Raw genomic sequence first — 15,822 nt, 5'->3', positions numbered from 1 at the left:
CGGTGCCACAGATTCCATCACAGGCGACCATAACGTCTTCATAAAAGCTTCAGATATGGACGCCACCTGCCCGCCGTGTGATCGTGTGCGCGCCTTATGCCCCGCGGTCCGCCCGTCGGGGCCATCTGTGCTGTCCACCATCCGTCTTCACGGGAGTAGACCGCCGTGTCCGCGCCGCCGCCTCGTCTTCTCAGCCCATTCGTGCGCACGCGCACACGGCTGACCCTCACTCTCGGCCTCGTTCTGGCCGCACTGACCGCCGCTCTGCTGCCCTGGTGGCAGCCGAGCGACTCCACCACGGCCCAAGGGCCCCGATCCACCGACGCCATCCAGGCGTCGACCGGTCCGCGTGACGAGGCCGCCGCCGCGGCCGAGGCCAAGCGGACCGGGAAGAAGGTGCTCGTCGACACGGCGACCACCCAGACCCGGCTGCTGTGGGCGATGCCCAACGGCAAGCTGCGCACCCAGATCGACGTCATGCCGCAGCGTGCGAAGAACGCGCAAGGCGAGTGGGCGCCGATCGACACCACGCTGCGCAAGACGGCGGGCGCGGGTGCGCTTGCCATCCGTCCCGTCAACGCCGCCGTGCCGGTGCGCTTCGCGGCCGGAAACCGGACCGCCGACCGCGCCGACCGTTCGTACGTCCGTGCGCCGCTGACCGGTGAGACCGTTCTCGCCGAAATCGACCTGGACGGCCACACCCTCGCCTACACCTGGCCGGGCACCCTCCCCGAGCCGGTGCTCGACGGCCCGCGCGCGCTCTACCCGGAGGTCTTCCCCGGCGTCGACCTGCTGCTGATCGTGCGCACGGACGGCGGCTTCGGCCAGCTCCTCATCGTCAAGGACCGGCAGGCCGCCGAGAACAAGGACCTCGCGACCGTCTCGTACGGCCTGCGCTCGAAGACGGCCGTCTTCCGCCAGGACGCCAAGGCGAACCGGATCCAGGTCCTCGACAAGCGCGGTCAGGAGGTCGGCAGCATCCCGACCCCGTTCGCCTGGGACTCGGCCGGCCGCGACCCGGAGCTGCCGCAGGGCGCTCCGCAGCGCACGTCCGTCGCTTCGACGGCCGACGTGCTCAAGCTCTCCGGCCTGACCGGCATCGAGCCGGGCGCGAAGTCGGCGCAGCTTCCCGTCACCCTCGACGGTGAGGGCACGGGCGCCGCGGTGCTCGGCCTGAACGTGGCGGCCTCTGGCCTGCTCACGGCCAAGGACACCGCGTTCCCGGTGTTCATCGACCCGCCGCTCAACAGCTCGTGGGCGGGGTGGACGGTGGCGTACAAGAAGTACCCGAACTCCAGCTTCTGGAACGGGACGAACTTCTCCTCCGGCACCTCCGACGCCCGTGTCGGCTACGAGAAGGACACCGGTGGTCTCGCCCGCTCCTTCTGGCGGATGAAGTTCGACAGCGCCTACAAGGGTGCGAAGTTCGACTGGGCCTCCTTCAAGATCCTCAACAACCACTCGTACTCCTGCACCGAGCGCCAGATGGAGTTCTGGCTGACGGGCGGCATCTCCACCGGCACGACGTGGAACGCTCAGCCGGCCTGGTCCCGGGTTCTGCACAAGAAGTCCTTCGCGCACGGCTGGTCCTCGACGGGCTGCCCCGACGCGTGGGAGTACTTCACCGTGACCTCCGCGGCCCAGGAGGCCGCGGACAAGGGCTGGAGCACCATCACCCTCGGCATGCGGGCCACGAGCGAGACCGACACCCTCACGTGGCGCAAGTTCGCCGCGACCGGTGCCCGCATCGAGGGCGAGTTCAACCGTCCGCCGAACCAGCCGACCGCCGGCGCCTCGCTCCCGGGTGGTCTCTGTGTGCCCGGCCCGACCAACAGCATGCTGATCGGCCGGACGACCATCACGCTGAAGGCCAAGGGCACCGACCCGGACGGCGGGTTCCCGAAGCTGCGCTTCCGCTTCTGGAAGGACGGCTCCACCACCAAGAAGGAGTACGTCGCCACCATCAGCGCCAGCACCGGGTACGGCCAGATGGACATCCAGGCCACCGACCCGCTGCTGTCGGGCCTCACGGCGAACACGCTCTTCAAGTGGGACGTACGCTCCGAGGACTCCTCCGGTGCGGTCTCGACGTTCTTCCCCAATGGCGACTATCCCTGCCATCTCACCATCGACCCCACCGCCCCGCCGCAGCCCGAAATCACCAGCACGGTGTTCCTCGAGGCCACCCCGGACGGCAAGACCTGGTCGACGGTGAACTTCGGCAAGCCCGGTGACTTCACCTTCACCGCCTCCGGTGCGTCGAAGTTCCGTTACGCCTTCGAGGGCCAGGGTTACAAGGACGCGCCGACCCCGGTCAACGGCAAGGTCACGATCACTGGTGTGCAGCCCCCGCACGCGGGTCCGGTCACGATCAACGTGTACGCCTACGACGCCAACGGCAACCAGAGCATCCGCGGCGACTACGGCTTCTACCTGCCGCCGCGCGACACCGCCGACGGCCCGATGGACACCGGCGGCGACAACATCGCCGACCTGCTGGTCCTCTACGCGGACGGCAAGCTGAGGAACTGTGTCGGCGCCCCCGCCGACCCGGCAGCACCCGGCACCGGCGGTGAGCTCTACAACTGCCTGGCCGCGTCCTACGTCACCGCCGGCAAGAAGCTCGACCCGGCGAACCACTGGATCAACACGGCAGGCACGCCGTCGCTGATCGCGCACTACGACGACGTCTACCCGGGCGACGGGTCGACCGACATGTTCGCGGTCACCCCGGACAAGCAGTTCTGGCTCTACCCCGGTGACGGCTACGGCACGTTCAACGTCGACGACCGCATCAAGATCCGCCTGCCTTCGAACGCGCCCGCGCCGTCGACGTGGACGCAGATGAAGGCGATCGGCGACATCACGGGTGACAAGAAGTCCGACCTCGCCATCCGCGCGGGTACCGCGTTCTGGATCCTGTCCGGTTACACCGGCGGCACCTTCCAGACCGCCACCCTCATGGAGGGCTCGGCCTGGGGCGCCACCCGCGACATCGTCAACATCGCGGACATGAACAAGGACAGCACGCCCGACCTGCTGTGGCGCAACGTGGAGAACGGCAACATGTACGTCCGCCACGGCAAGCCCGGCGCGGTCGCCGGCAGCGTCGACCTGGAGTCGATCAAGCTCGCGGCCAACTCGGCCAACGGCGACGTCCAGTTCGGCACCAACTGGACCGGCACCAACATCACGGCCGCGATCGGCATCCCGGACGTCAACAAGGACGGCGTGCCGGACATCTGGGCCCGTGAAGGCGCCACCGGAAACATGAAGCTGTACTACCCGTCCACCACCAACACCAATGCTCCGGTCAAGACGGTCCTGTCCGTCGACTGGAAGACGGTGAAGGCGTTCGGCTGATCCCGGCCGCCCGCTGAAACACACCGAGCCCCGGTCGCCTGCCTCGCAGCAGGCGACCGGGGCTCGCCCCTTTTCCGTCCCGTCCCGTACGGCCGGGGCTCGCCCCTTTTCGTACGAAGGCGTCAGCGCGGGCGTCCGCCTACGAGGCCGCCTCACCCTCCGCGATCGCCTCCGCCACCTCCGCCACCCGCTCCCGCTCCTCCGCCGCGAACCGCTCGCGGTCCAGGGCCTCGGCGATCTCCTCGTCCTGGGTCATCAGCAGGTCGAGGTTGGAGTCGCCGAGGTCGAAGACGCCCATGTCGAGGTAGGCCTTCTGGAGGCGCTCGCCCCACAGGCCGATGTCCTTGACGCAGGGCACGATCCGGCTGAAGAGGAGCTTGCGGAAGAGGTGGAGGAACTTGCTCTGCTCCGTGAGTGCCTCGGCCTCCTTCTTCGGGATGCCGAAGTTCTCCAGGACCTCGACCCCGCGCAGCCGGTCGCGCATCAGGTAGCAGCCCTCGATGACGAACTCCTCGCGTTCGCGCAGTTCGGCGTCGGTGAGCTGCCGGTAGTAGTCCCGCAGCGCCATCCGCCCGAAGGCCACGTGCCGGGCCTCGTCCTGCATCACGTACGCGAGGATCTGCTGGGGCAGCGGCTTGTCGGTGGTGTCCCGGATCATGCCGAAGGCGGCGAGCGCGAGGCCCTCGATGAGCACCTGCATGCCGAGGTAGGGCATGTCCCAGCGGGAGTCGCGCAGGGTGTCGCCGAGCAGGCTCTGCAGGTTGTCGTTGATCGGGTAGAGGGTGCCGATCTTCTCGTGCAGGAAGCGGGCGTAGATCTCGGCGTGCCGGGCCTCGTCCATGACCTGGGTCGCCGAGTAGAACTTGGCGTCCATGTCGGGCACGGACTCGACGATCCGGGCGGCGCAGACCATCGCGCCCTGCTCGCCGTGCAGGAACTGGCTGAACTGCCAGGAGGCGTAGTGCCGGCGCAGCTCGCCCTTGTCCTTGTCGGTGAGCCTGTCCCAGTGCCGGGTGCCATACAGGGACATGGCCTCGTCGGGGGTGCCGAGCGGGTCGTACGGGTCGACCTCCAGGTCCCAGTCGATGCGGGTGGCCCCGTCCCACTGCTTGTCTTTGCCCTTCTGGTAGAGGGCGAGGAGCCGGTCACGCCCGCTGTCGTAGTCCCAGTTGAAGCGGGCGGCGCCGGTGGCCGGCACCCGCCAGACGGACTCCTTCGCGGGCTGCGCGTAGAGGTCGTGCGTCGACACTGACGCCTCCTTCCGTTCCCTTCCAGCAGGCTCACACGGTGGTAGACGCGGGGTCAACAAGCCGAACACGGGGGATTGACGCCGTTGCTGACGGGGAGTCTTATAATAGCGGCCCGTCGGCCGGCCCCAGGAGCACACGAGCAGCCGTCCGTCGGGCGGGCGGCGCGCCCGCCCAGGAGCACGCACGAGCAGCCGTCCGCCCGCCCGTCCCCAGCGAGGTGCCTCCCGCCATGGCCCGTCTCATCGAGCCCGACTTCTCCCTCCTCCGCGACGCCCTGGGCCCGCTGCGCGACCGCGAGCAGGTCGCCGAGCGGCTCCTGGAGTCCTCCCTCAAGCACTCCTTCGACCCCGAGACCGAACTCGACTGGGACAGCCCCTTCGAGGACGGCAAGTGGTTCTGGCCGCCGGAGCTGGTCTCCCTCTACGACACCCCGCTGTGGCGGAGGATGCCCGAGGAGCAGCGGATCGACCTCTCCCGCCACGAGGCCGCCTCGCTCGCCTCCCTCGGCATATGGTTCGAGATCATCCTGATGCAGCTGCTCGTCCGGCATATCTACGACAAGTCGCTCACCAGCAACCACGTCCGCTACGCCCTCACCGAGATCGCCGACGAGTGCCGGCACTCGATGATGTTCGCCCGGCTGATCCGGCGCGGCGGCGCGCCCGAGTACCCGGTGCCGCGGATCTACCACAACCTCGCCCGCCTCCTGAAGACGGTCTCCACCACGCCCGGCTCCTTCGCCGCGACCCTCCTCGGCGAGGAGATCCTGGACTGGATGCAGCGCCTGACCTTCCCGGACGAGCGCGTCCAGACCCTGGTCCGCGGGGTGACCCGGATCCACGTGGTCGAGGAGGCCCGCCACGTGCGCTACGCCCGCGAGGAGCTGCGCCGCCAGATGATCACGGCGCCGCGCTGGGAGCAGGAGTTCACCCGCCTCAGCTGCGGCGAGGCCGCGCGCGTGTTCTCCACCTGCTTCGTCAACCCGGCGGTCTACGACAACGTCGGCCTGGACCGCCGCGAGGCCGTCGCCCAGGTCCGGGCGAGCGGCCACCGGCGCGAGGTGATGCAGTCCGGGGCGAAGCGGCTGACCGACTTCCTGGACGACATCGGCGTGCTGCGGGGCGCGGGGCGGCGGCTGTGGCGGTCGTCTGGACTGCTGGCCTGAGGGGCGGGGCGGAGATCGCCGATGCCCGTCGGCCCTCGGCCGTCCTGCCCGGTCCGTCCGGGGATACGCTGCGGGGCATGACCAGTGCCGCCTCGCCCGCGTATCGCCGGCTCAGCGTCGAGGAGCGGCGGTTGCAGCTGCTCGACGCGGCCCAGTCGCTGTTCGCGCACCGGCCGCCGGAGGACGTCTCCCTGGACGACGTCGCCGAGGCGGCGGGCGTCTCGCGCCCGCTCGTGTACCGCTACTTCCCCGGCGGGAAGCAGCAGCTGTACGAGGCGGCGCTGCGCTCCTCCGCCGACGCGCTCGAGCACTGCTTCGCCGAACCGCCCGAGGGGCCGCCGACAGAACGCCTGGCCCGGGTGCTCGACCGCTATCTGGCCTTCGTGGACCAGCACGACGCCGGGTTCGCCGCGCTGCTGCGCGGCGGCAGCGTCGCCGAGACCTCGCGGACGACGGCGATCGTCGACGAGGTCCGGCGGGCCGCGGCCGAGCAGATCCTCTTCCACCTGGGGGTGGAGCGGCCCGGGCCGCGGCTCGGGATGATGGTGCGCACGTGGATCGCGGCGGTGGAGGCGGCCTCGCTGATCTGGGTGGACGAGGGCAAGCGGCCGCCGGCCCCCGAACTGCGGGACTGGCTCGTCGACCACCTCGTCGCGCTGCTCGCGGCGACGGCGGCGAGCAACGCCGAGACCGACGAGGTGGTGGGCCGGCTGCTCGCCCAGGAGACGGCGACGGGGCCGGTCGGCACCCTCGCCAGGAACGTGATCCCGGTGGTGAGCCGGGCCGCGCACCTGCTGTGAGCGGCGCGGAGGCGACACTGGTGGGGTGAAGAGCGAGAACACCCCCTTCCGCGGCGGCCCCCTCGACGGCCGCGTACTGCCGGTCCTGGTCGGCGCGACCGGCCATCCGCCCAAGTGGTACGAGGTCCCGGTGCCGGCCCACGACGGCCACCCCGCGACGGTCCACGCCTACCGCCGCGAGCCGGCCGGCTACACGAAGCGGCTCGGCCTGCAGCGCGGCTGGGTGTACGTGTACGCGCCGGAGGGCCGGGAGCGGCGCGAGCTGCAGTGGCCGTGGTCGAAGCCGGCCGGAAGGCCGGGCCCCGGGACGGACGCCGGACCGGATGCCTGAGCCGGAGACCGGGGCCGGGGCCTGAGCCGGGGCCCGAGCCGGGGCCGGGGTCTGAGCCGAGGCCGGCGCCGAAGAGGGCACCCGTACACGGACCGGAACCACAACCGCGTCCGACCCGCGTCCGCCCCGCGGCCGAACCCCAGGGCCGGAGCCGACCCGTCGCCAAAGCCGGACCCCCGGCCGGGGCCAGGCCCCCGGCGAAAACCGGCCCCTGCCCCAAAACCGCGCCCACCCACCCCCGCTGCTCCGAAGGAGTGAGCCGGCGGAACACCCGCCCGATCATCGCTTCATCACACGATCGATCACGTCATCATCTCCCCGTGGAGGTGGTGACGTGCACGTGCCCGGACGACTGCTGCGCACGGTCTGTACGACGGTGCTGGCCGTGACCACCACCCTGGCCGGGACCGCGACGGCCACGGCCGCCCCCGGCGACGAGGGCGCCGAGACCTCCGTCGCCGCGCTGCTCACCCGGCTCCGCACGCTCTACCAGGAGTCCGAGCGGGCCGGCGAGGCGTACAACGCGGCCGATGAGGCGCTGGCGAAGCAGACGGCCCGAACCCGGCGGACCACCGCCGAACTGGCCGCCGCGCGCCGGGCCCTGGCCCGTGGCCGCGACGAGGCCGGCCGCCTGGCCCGCCGGCAGTACCAGGGCCGTTCCGAACTCTCCCCGTACCTGGACCTGCTGCTCGCCCGGGACCCGCAACACGCCCTCGACCAGGGCCGTCTGGTGGCCCGCGCGGCCCGGGCACAAGCCGGTGTGGTCACCCGCCTCCAAGCCGCGGAGCGCAGGGCCGACGCGCTGGCGACGGCCTCGCGCAAGGCCCTGGAGCACCACCAGGCCCTCCTCGCCGGCCGGAGGAAGCACCAGGAGACCGCCCAGGCGAAGCTCCGCGAGGTCGAGCGCCTGCTCGCCTCCCTCTCCCCCGATCAGCTCGCCCACCTGACCTCCCTCGACAAGGTCCAGACCGCCGGCGCCCAGAGCCAACTGCTCGGCTCCGGCGCCCTCGACGGCGCCCGCACCCCCTCCGCCGCCGGCGCCGAGGCCCTCCGCTTCGCGGTGCGCCAGATCGGCAAACCGTACGAGTGGGGCGCCGAGGGCCCCGACACGTACGACTGCTCGGGACTCACCCAACAGGCATGGGCGGCGGCCGGCCGCGCCCTGCCCCGCACCAGCCAGGAACAGTGGAGGACCCTCCCCCGCGTCCCCCTCACCCGGCTGCGCCCCGGCGACCTGGTCGTCTACTTCCCCGACGCCACCCATGTCGCCCTCTACCTCGGCGACGGCATGGTCGTCCACGCCCCCCGCCCCGGCGCCCGGATCAAGGTCTCCCCGATCGCCGCCAACCCCCTCCTGGGCGCCGTCCGCCCCGACCCTGCCGGAGCACCCCTGGAGACGTTCGAGCCGCCCGAGCTCCCGGAGGGAGCCACGGACGGCACGGACGAGGGTTTCGACGGGTCTCAGCCCTCGGAGGGGGCGCCGGCGGGAGTCCGGGCAGAGGCCCCGGCGGAGGGACGCGCCTGACTTTGCGCTTTCCGTCGACGCGGACCACGGAACTTTCCCTTTGCGTCGCGGACCACGGTGAATCCTTGTTCCCTCAATGGCCCCTGGATACTCTGCATCTACCAAATGGATCAACAGAGGGAAAGCGATGCGGATTCCTCGTTTTGTGAAGAGTGCATTCACGGCGACGGTAGCGGCCGGGGGGATGATGGTGTTCGCCGCGACTCCGGCGCAAGCAAGTACCAATATCACCGTCCACGTCAAGCAGTGCCCTTTGGACTACTGCGCCACCGCGGGGTACGGGTGGTTCAACGCCGATCCGATCGGGGAGGTGCCCGGTGACGCGCTGAAGGCCTGCGACCTGGCCTCCGACGGGTATTCCATAAAGGCGTGGCTGACCAATCGAGACACCGGCAGAGTCATTCGCACCGCCAGTACTGCCGGTCACACCGCGAACTACTGCACGCCCTGGCAGACCGGTGACCTCCCGGAGCAGACGCGTGTCTGGCTCGAAGTCTGCAAGATGTCGGGCACGACGAAAGTCGCATGCCACTACGGCTCCGAGGGCTGGGCCTGACGGCATTTGCGCCGCCGCGATCCACCGGGGCGTATATCACCTGGAAAGTGCCTTCGGCGATGACAGGAACAAGGATCTCGACGGTCTCTCGTTCCTGTGCGCCAAAGGCACTTTCTGCTTTCCTCGCCCGAGGGTCACCGACAACCGGCAACCACCCACGACAACCGCTCCGACGCAGGTCAGCGAGCCGTCATGCTCCGGACACCGAGGCCAGGTAGGCGGCCGTCTTCTCCGGCTCGTAGAAGAAGTTCTCGAAGTCGGCGGGGTCGTTGAAGCCGTTCGCGAAGCGGTCGGCGACCGGCTGGAGCTGGCCGGCCGCGCCGATGAGGTTCAGGACGTGCTCCGGCGGGACGCCGAGCATCGCGTTGGTCCACTTGGTGACGTGCTGGGCGGTGTTCCAGTAGCGGTCGAAGGTGGCCCGCATCCACGCCTCGTCGAAGGGCCGGTCGCCGTGCTCCACGATCGCGGCGAGGTAGGCCGCGGCGCACTTGGCGGCCGAGTTGGAGCCCTGGCCGGTGATCGGGTCGTTGGCGACGACCACGTCGGCGACGCCGAGGACCAGGCCGCCGGAGGGGAGCCGGCCGATCGGGTTGCGGACGGTGGGGGCGTAGCGGCCGGCCAGGGTGCCGCCGACGTCGGTCAGTTCGACCTTGGTGGCGCGGGCGTACTCCCAGGGCGTGTACGTCTCCATCAGCTCCAGGGTGAGCGCCAGGTGGTCCGCGGGGTCCTTGACGCCCTGGAAGACGTCGAGCGGGCCGCCGGGGACGCCCTCCCAGAAGAGGATGTCGGCGCGGCCGGAGGTGGTGAGGGTCGGCATCACGAACAGCTCGCCGACGCCCGGCACCAGGTTGCACCGCACCGCGTCGAAGTCGGGGTGCTCGGGCCGCGGGCCGAGGCCGTGCACATAGGCGACGGCCAGAGCGCGCTGCGGCTCGCTGTACGGGGAACGGGCGGCGTCCCGGCCGAACATGGAGACCAACTCGCCCTTGCCGGCGGCGACGAGCACCAGGTCGTAGCCGCGGGAGAAGTAGTCCAGGTCGCCGACGGCCGCGCCGTGGATGACGAGCTGGCCGCCGCGCTGGGCGAAGGTCTCCATCCAGCCGGCCATCTTCACGCGCTGGTCGACCGACTGCGCGTACCCGTCGAGCTTCCCCACCCAGTCGATCACCCGGGCCGACTCCGGGCCCGCGACGGACACGCCGAGGCCCTCGATCCGGGGTGCCTGGGACTCCCAGAAGTTGATGCCCAGGTCCCGCTCGTGCTGGAGCGCGGTGTCGAACATGCACTGCGTGGACATGACCCGCCCGGAACGGATCTCGTCCGCCGTGCGGTTGGACATCAGCGTGACTTCGTAGCCCTTCGACTGCAGTCCGAGGGCGAGCTGGAGGCCGGACTGACCGGCGCCGACTATGAGTATCTTCCGCATGGGGCGACCTTGGGGGTGTGCTCGGGGAGGGGGGTGGTGCGGGGGGGGTGCTGGAGGGTACCGAGGTACGGGGTACCCCGGAGGAACTACTCGGGGGTGGCTTCGAGGGCGTGCTCGACCATCGCGAGCAGGGTCTCCACGACGCTGTACCGCTTGCGCGCGTCCATGATCAGGACGGGGACGTGCGGCGGGACGGTCAGGGCTTCCCGGACGTCCGCCACCTCGAAGCGCTCGGTGCCTTCGAAGTGGTTGACGGCCACGATGTACGGCAGGCCGCAGCTCTCGAAGTAGTCGAGCGCGGGGAAGCAGTCGGTCAGCCGGCGGGTGTCGGCCAGCACGACCGCGCCGATCGCGCCGCGCACCAGGTCGTCCCACATGAACCAGAAGCGCTGCTGGCCGGGCGTGCCGAAGACGTACAGCACCAGGTCGTCGTCGAGCGTGATCCGGCCGAAGTCCATCGCCACGGTGGTGGTCAGCTTGTCCGGCGTGGCGGTGAGGTCGTCGGTCTCCTCGCTCGCCTGCGTCATCAGCGCCTCGGTCTGGAGCGGTGTGATCTCCGAGACCGCGCGGACGAAGGTGGTCTTGCCGACGCCGAAACCGCCCGCGACGACGACCTTGGTCGCGATCGGGGCGCGGGTGTGGTCCAGCTGCCAGTCCTGGGCGCCCTCTTCGGGGTCGGGGACCGGCTCCGCCGCCGCGGGCTGGGCGGGGATTTCGGCGATCACCGGCGATTCAGAGACGGCGGAGTCCACTCAGCACCCTTTCGAGCAGTGCGCGGTCGGGCTGGCCGGTGCTGTGACCGGTCCCGTACACGCGGATCTTTCCCTGGTCGGCCAGGTCGCTGAGCAGCACCCGGACGACACCCAACGGCATCTTCAGGAGTGCCGAGATCTCCGCGACCGTCCGCATCCGGCGGCAGATCTCGACGATGGCCCGCATCTCCGGCATGAGCCCGCGCGCGGCGGGCCCGCCGTCGGTCAGGACCTTGCGGGTGGGGCCGGCCTCGAGCGCGGCCACGAAGGTCTCGACGAGGAGGACGTGGCCGAAGCGGGTGCGGCCGCCGGTGAGGGAGTAGGGGCGGACCCGGGAAGGGCGGCGCCCCTCGCCCCGTACCGGCAGGCCGTGGGCGTGGGCGGCGGCGGTCACCGGGCGCTCTCCGTGGACGAGGCGGTCTTGGCCAGTTCGCTGCGGAGCTCTGGCGTCAGGACGTGTCCGGCCCGGCCGACGAAGAGCGCCATGTGGTAGGCGATGACGCTCATGTCGCAGTCGGGCGCGGCGTGCACGCCGAGCAGCGAGCCGTCGCTGATCGACATGACGAAGACGCTGCCCTCCTCCATCGCGACCATGGTCTGCTTGACCCCGCCGCCGTCCATGAGCCGGGCGGCGCCCACGGTGAGGCTGCCGATGCCCGAGACGATGGTGGCGAGGTCGGCGCTGGAGCCACGGGGGCCGGCGGTCCGCTCGGCCGCGGGCGTCCCGGTCTGGGCGTCCGGGTCCGACGACAGCAGGAGCAGCCCGTCGGAGGAGACGACGGCGACGGAGCGGACCCCCGGCACCTCCTCGACCAGGTTGCCCAGCAGCCATTGCAGGTTGCGGGCCTCACTGCTCAGCCCGAATGTTCCGGTCGCAGTCAACTGCGTGCCTCCTCGACTGTGTCCCCCGTCTTCTCCTCGGTACGTGCGGTCTGTGCGGCGCGGATCTCGGCGGCCACGTCGCGGCGGCCGTCCTCCGCTCCCCGCTGGAAGCCGCCGAGCCGCCTGCGCAGCGCCTCGGCGTCCACGCCGCCGCGACGTATGGGCGCGGTGGGCGCGGTGGCCTGACGCACTATCCGCGGCGTCCGCTTGGGCAGCCCCTTGTCGGTCACCCGCTCCCACTGCCCCGGCCGCGGCCCGGCAACCTCGTCCCCGCCCGACGGCTCCTCGCCGACCCGGCCGTGCGCCTCCGGCTCCACCGGCGGATCGGGCAGCCGCACCTGCATCGTGGTCTCGGCGACGGACTCCCGGGGCCCGGGCACGGGGGCGCCGGGCGGCGCCGGGGCGGGGCTGGGCGCGTGGGCCTGGTCGGACCCGGGCGCGGGCACGTGGGCGTACGACGCGTCCGCGTGAGCCTGGTCCGACCCGGGCGCGGGCACGTGGGCGTACGACGGGTCCGCGTGAGCCTGGTCCGACCCGGGCGCGGGCACGTGGGCGTACGACGCGTCCGCGTGAGCCTGGTCCGACCCGAACGGCGGTACGGGTGCCCCGGGCGCCGCCGGGCCCGGCGCGGGCGGCGTGGCGGATGCGTCCTGGCCCTCGGCGCCGAGCGCGGGCTCGGTCCCCACGGCCGCCGACGGCACGTCGGCGTCACCGACGCCACCGGCCACCGGGCCGGGCGCGGGCGCCGGCTCGTCGGCGAGGGACGGTGCGGGGTGCCCGGACTCCGCCCCGTACCCGGCAGCGGACACGGACCTCTCCGGCGCCGCCGGGCCAGGCTCAGACGCCCGCTCGCCCGCGACGGACGGCGCAGGGTGCCCGGGCTCCGCCCCGTACCCGGACCCGGCAGCGGGCACGGACATCCCAGGCGCCGCCGGGCCAGGCTCAGACGCCCGCTCGCCCGCGACGGACGGCGCAGGGTGCCCGGACTCCGCCCCGTACCCGGCGGCGGACACGGACATCCCCGGCGCCACCAGGCCAGGCTCCGGCGCCGCCGACGGGCCAGACCCCGGCGTCTCCGACGCCACCGGGCCGGGCACGGGTGTCTCCGGCATCTCCGGCGTCGCCGACCGGCCGGGCTCGGGCGTCCGGTCCGCGGGCCCCTCCCCCGGTACGGATGCGGGCGCGGGCTGCCCCTCGGCGCCCGGGGCCCCCTCGGGCCCGACCGCCGGCGACGGCTGGTCGGCGGGGCCGGGCGCGTGCCTCGGCGCCGTCGTCCCGGGAGACGGGACGACGGCGTCGGCCTCGCCCTCGCCCTCGCCCTCGCCCGCCGCAGGCGTCCCCGCCTCCGACTCCGCGATGGCCCGTTCCGCCGCCTCGACCAGAGGGTCGCGGTGGCGTGAGGGCAGCGTGTTGGAGTTGGCCTCGGCGGCGGAGCCGGGGAGGTGGAGGACCGGCGGCGGGGTGACGCCCGGGACCGTGACGGTCGGCGGGACGGCGTTGGCCGGCGGGGCCGCGGGCAGGAGGGCCGGCGGCAGGACCACGACGGCCGCCACACCGCCCTGTTTCTGCTCGCGCAGCTCCACCCGCACGCCGTGCCGGGCGGCGAGCAGCGCCGTGACGCGGATGCCGAGGCCCTCGCCCTCCGTGTCGGTGTTCTCGGGGTCGGCCAGGCGGGCGTTGAGCTCGGCGAGCCGGGCGGGGGCGATGCCGATGCCGCCGTCCTGGACGGAGAGCATGACCTCGCCGGACTCCAGGAGCCAGCCGGAGAGCTGGACGTGGGAGTCGGGCGGCGAGAAGGAGGTGGCGTTCTCCAGGAGTTCGGCGACCAGGTGGCTCAGGTCGTCCGCGGCGAACCCGGCGACCTGGGCGTGCGGCGGCAGCGACTGGATGCTGACCCGCTCGTACCGCTCGATCTCGCTGACGGCGGCGCGCAGCACGTCGACGAGCGGGACCGGACCGGGGTGGCCGTGGTGGTGCTCGTGGCCGGCGAGGACGAGGAGGTTCTCGCTGTGGCGGCGCATGACGGTCGCCATGTGGTCGAGCTTGAAGAGGGTGGCGAGCCGGTCGGGGTCCTGCTCGCGCTCCTCCAGCTTCTCGATGACGCCGAGCTGCCGCTCGACCAGACCGAGGCTGCGCAGCGAGAGGTTGACGAAGGTGTGCCGGACGGTGCCGCGGAGCCGTTCGAGCTCGGCGGTGAGCCGGGCGGTCTGGCCCTGGAGCTCGGCGCGCTGGGTCGCGAGCTCGGCGGCGAGGGCGTCCCGGGCCTCGGCCAGGTCGGCGCGCTCGCCGTCGAGCTGCTCGACCCGCGCGGCGAGGGCCGAGAGCCGTCCCTGGAGGGTGTTGAGGGACCGTACGACCTGGGCGAACTCGTCGTTGCGGCCGGTGAAGCGGACCGGTTCCTCGGCGTGCGGCTCGGGCGCGGCGGCGAGCCGGGCGGCGCCGATGCGGAGCACGGCGAGCGGCCGGGTGAGGCTGCGGGCCACGTACGTGGAGATGCCGACGGCGACGATGAGGCAGCCGCCGAGGAGGGCGATGCGCAGTTCGAGCGCGGTGACGTCGTCCTGGCGGAGCTCGGCGAACCGCTCGGCGCGCTGGGCGGCGAGGGCGGACTCGACGCCCCGCATGTGTTCGATGCGGGCGGAGAGCGCGGCGTCCAGCTTGGCGGGGTCGGTGTCGAGCTCGGACTCGGAGAGTTCGGGCCGGTCGGTGAGCCGGGCGAGGTAGCGCTCGGCGCTCTTGACGTCGGGGCCGGTGACGGTGGCGGCCAGGGAGTCGCGCGCGGACTCGGCGGCGGCCTGGTCGAAGTCGGCGAGGGCGGCAAGTTCCCGGACGCGGGCCTGCTGGGCGGCGGCGGTGAGCGCGTTACGGGCCCGCTCGGCCTCCTCGGCGCCGTCGGGCTCGGCGGTGACGTAGGTGCCGGTGGCGGGGTCGTAGCGGGTGGTGCCGGTGGACTCGGGCCGGGGCACGGCGAGGGCGGCGAGGAGCAGGCCGCGCGCGGCGGAGGCCTGTTCGGTGGCGCGGCCGAGGGCGGCGGGGGCGCGGACGGCCTCAGCGGCGCGGGCCGGGGTCTGCTCGGCGAGCCGGTCGGCGAGGGCCTGGAGCTTGGCGATGACCTCCGTGTAGGCCCGGTGGGCCTCCAGGGCGCTGCCCTTGCCGGTGAGGGCGGTGCGGCGGATGGAGGGGACGGTGGCGAGCTCGCGGCGCAGGTCGGCGGGGGCGGTGGCGCGGATCTCGTCGATCTGGCGGTCGACGCGGGCGGACCGGGCGCCGGTGACCTGGCGCTTGTCCGTGCCGTCGGCCCTGCCCTGGCCCTGTCCGTCGCTCTGGCCGTCCGCGCCGTTTCCGGTGCGGTCGCCGGGCTGGTCCTCGCGGCCGGCGGCGATGTAGGCGACGACCTCGTCGCGCTCGTCGGAGAGGGAGTGGGCGAGGGTGACGGCCTGGCGGTCGAGTTCGGCGAGGGCGACCAGGCGCACGGTCTCGTCGAGGTCGCCGGAGGTGGTGAGGATCGCGGGGGCGCCGGCGGCGAGGACGGTCACGCCGACCAGGGCCACTCCGGCGACGAGCCGGCTGCGGACCCGCTTGGCCCGGCCGGTGACAGCGGGCTCCGAGGCGGCGGACTCCGGGGCGGTGGGCATGGAGGCAGGGGGCATGGAGGCAGTGGGCATGGAGGCAGGGGACTCCGTGACAACGGGCTCCGTGACAGCGGGCTCCACGGGCACGCCGGGGTTCTGCGGGTCACCGGGGGTCTGGCTCCGCGCGCCGTTGTTGCTCC

At 72.4% G+C, this 15,822-nt stretch carries 12 protein-coding genes; 6 read left to right on the top strand and 6 right to left on the bottom strand.

Features of this window, described 5'->3' with window-relative positions; all coding sequences use genetic code 11:
- Positions 1–441: 441 nt before the first annotated feature.
- A complete protein-coding gene (locus tag ABTZ91_RS07385; protein WP_352076389.1) occupies positions 442–3,363 on the top strand; it encodes a hypothetical protein in 2,922 nt (973 codons plus the stop codon).
- 139 nt (positions 3,364–3,502) lie between these two features.
- Here ABTZ91_RS07385 and ABTZ91_RS07380 read toward each other — a convergent pair whose 3' ends face one another.
- Positions 3,503–4,612 (bottom strand): ferritin-like domain-containing protein, encoded by a 1,110-nt coding sequence (locus ABTZ91_RS07380; RefSeq protein ID WP_352076171.1) that lies wholly within the window; start codon positions 4,610–4,612, stop codon positions 3,503–3,505.
- 230 nt (positions 4,613–4,842) lie between these two features.
- Here ABTZ91_RS07380 and ABTZ91_RS07375 point away from each other — a divergent pair, with 230 nt between their 5' ends.
- The 5 genes from ABTZ91_RS07375 (at position 4,843) to ABTZ91_RS07355 (ending at position 8,990) form a co-directional block, all read left to right on the top strand.
- A complete protein-coding gene (locus ABTZ91_RS07375) occupies positions 4,843–5,778 on the top strand; it encodes a diiron oxygenase (RefSeq protein WP_352076170.1) in 936 nt (311 codons plus the stop codon).
- A 77-nt stretch (positions 5,779–5,855) separates the two neighbouring features.
- Positions 5,856–6,578: a TetR/AcrR family transcriptional regulator gene (locus ABTZ91_RS07370; protein ID WP_352076169.1), complete on the top strand. Its 723-nt coding sequence runs from the start codon at positions 5,856–5,858 to the stop codon at positions 6,576–6,578.
- A 25-nt stretch (positions 6,579–6,603) separates the two neighbouring features.
- A complete protein-coding gene (locus tag ABTZ91_RS07365) occupies positions 6,604–6,909 on the top strand; it encodes a hypothetical protein (protein WP_352076168.1) in 306 nt (101 codons plus the stop codon).
- Between the two features lie 340 nt (positions 6,910–7,249).
- On the top strand, positions 7,250–8,434 hold the full coding sequence (locus ABTZ91_RS07360; RefSeq protein WP_352076167.1) for a C40 family peptidase: 1,185 nt from the start codon (positions 7,250–7,252) through the stop codon (positions 8,432–8,434).
- A gap of 127 nt (positions 8,435–8,561) precedes the next feature.
- On the top strand, positions 8,562–8,990 hold the full coding sequence (locus tag ABTZ91_RS07355; RefSeq protein WP_352076166.1) for a hypothetical protein: 429 nt from the start codon (positions 8,562–8,564) through the stop codon (positions 8,988–8,990).
- Positions 8,991–9,180: 190 nt separating this feature from the next.
- Here ABTZ91_RS07355 and ABTZ91_RS07350 read toward each other — a convergent pair whose 3' ends face one another.
- The 5 genes from ABTZ91_RS07350 to ABTZ91_RS07330 all read right to left on the bottom strand — a co-directional run bounded on the left by ABTZ91_RS07350 (position 9,181) and on the right by ABTZ91_RS07330 (position 15,715).
- Positions 9,181–10,416, bottom strand: a complete 1,236-nt coding sequence (locus ABTZ91_RS07350) for a styrene monooxygenase/indole monooxygenase family protein (protein WP_352076165.1) — start codon at positions 10,414–10,416, stop codon at positions 9,181–9,183.
- An 86-nt stretch (positions 10,417–10,502) separates the two neighbouring features.
- Complete coding sequence (locus ABTZ91_RS07345) at positions 10,503–11,168, bottom strand: ATP/GTP-binding protein (RefSeq protein ID WP_352076164.1); 666 nt, start codon at positions 11,166–11,168, stop codon at positions 10,503–10,505.
- The gene (locus tag ABTZ91_RS07340) at positions 11,149–11,562 is read right to left on the bottom strand and encodes a DUF742 domain-containing protein (RefSeq protein ID WP_352076163.1); all 414 of its coding nucleotides are present in this window, start codon (positions 11,560–11,562) and stop codon (positions 11,149–11,151) included. Before ABTZ91_RS07340 ends, ABTZ91_RS07345 begins: the two co-directional genes overlap by 20 nt.
- A complete protein-coding gene (locus ABTZ91_RS07335; protein WP_352076162.1) occupies positions 11,559–12,050 on the bottom strand; it encodes a roadblock/LC7 domain-containing protein in 492 nt (163 codons plus the stop codon). The genes ABTZ91_RS07340 and ABTZ91_RS07335 overlap by 4 nt, the downstream gene beginning before the upstream one ends.
- Entirely contained in the window at positions 12,047–15,715 is a 3,669-nt protein-coding gene (locus ABTZ91_RS07330; RefSeq protein ID WP_407077912.1) for a nitrate- and nitrite sensing domain-containing protein, read from the bottom strand. The genes ABTZ91_RS07335 and ABTZ91_RS07330 overlap by 4 nt, the downstream gene beginning before the upstream one ends.
- Between the last annotated feature and the right edge of the window lie 107 nt (positions 15,716–15,822).

The sequence above is a fragment of the Streptomyces sp. NPDC126499 genome, from assembly GCF_040302485.1.
In the GTDB taxonomy this organism is placed as follows: domain Bacteria; phylum Actinomycetota; class Actinomycetes; order Streptomycetales; family Streptomycetaceae; genus Streptomyces.
This window is presented reverse-complemented; position numbering and strand designations above follow the sequence as displayed.

Excerpts from the sequence above, each read along its gene's own strand:
- ABTZ91_RS07330 (WP_407077912.1), bottom strand. The coding sequence starts at position 15,715 with ATGCCCACTGCCTCCATGCCCCCTGCCTCCATGCCCACCGCCCCGGAG.
- ABTZ91_RS07355 (WP_352076166.1), top strand. The coding sequence starts at position 8,562 with ATGCGGATTCCTCGTTTTGTGAAGAGTGCATTCACGGCGACGGTAGCG.
- ABTZ91_RS07350 (WP_352076165.1), bottom strand. The coding sequence starts at position 10,416 with ATGCGGAAGATACTCATAGTCGGCGCCGGTCAGTCCGGCCTCCAGCTC.
- ABTZ91_RS07375 (WP_352076170.1), top strand. The coding sequence starts at position 4,843 with ATGGCCCGTCTCATCGAGCCCGACTTCTCCCTCCTCCGCGACGCCCTG.
- ABTZ91_RS07370 (WP_352076169.1), top strand. The coding sequence starts at position 5,856 with ATGACCAGTGCCGCCTCGCCCGCGTATCGCCGGCTCAGCGTCGAGGAG.
- ABTZ91_RS07385 (WP_352076389.1), top strand. The coding sequence starts at position 442 with ATGCCCAACGGCAAGCTGCGCACCCAGATCGACGTCATGCCGCAGCGT.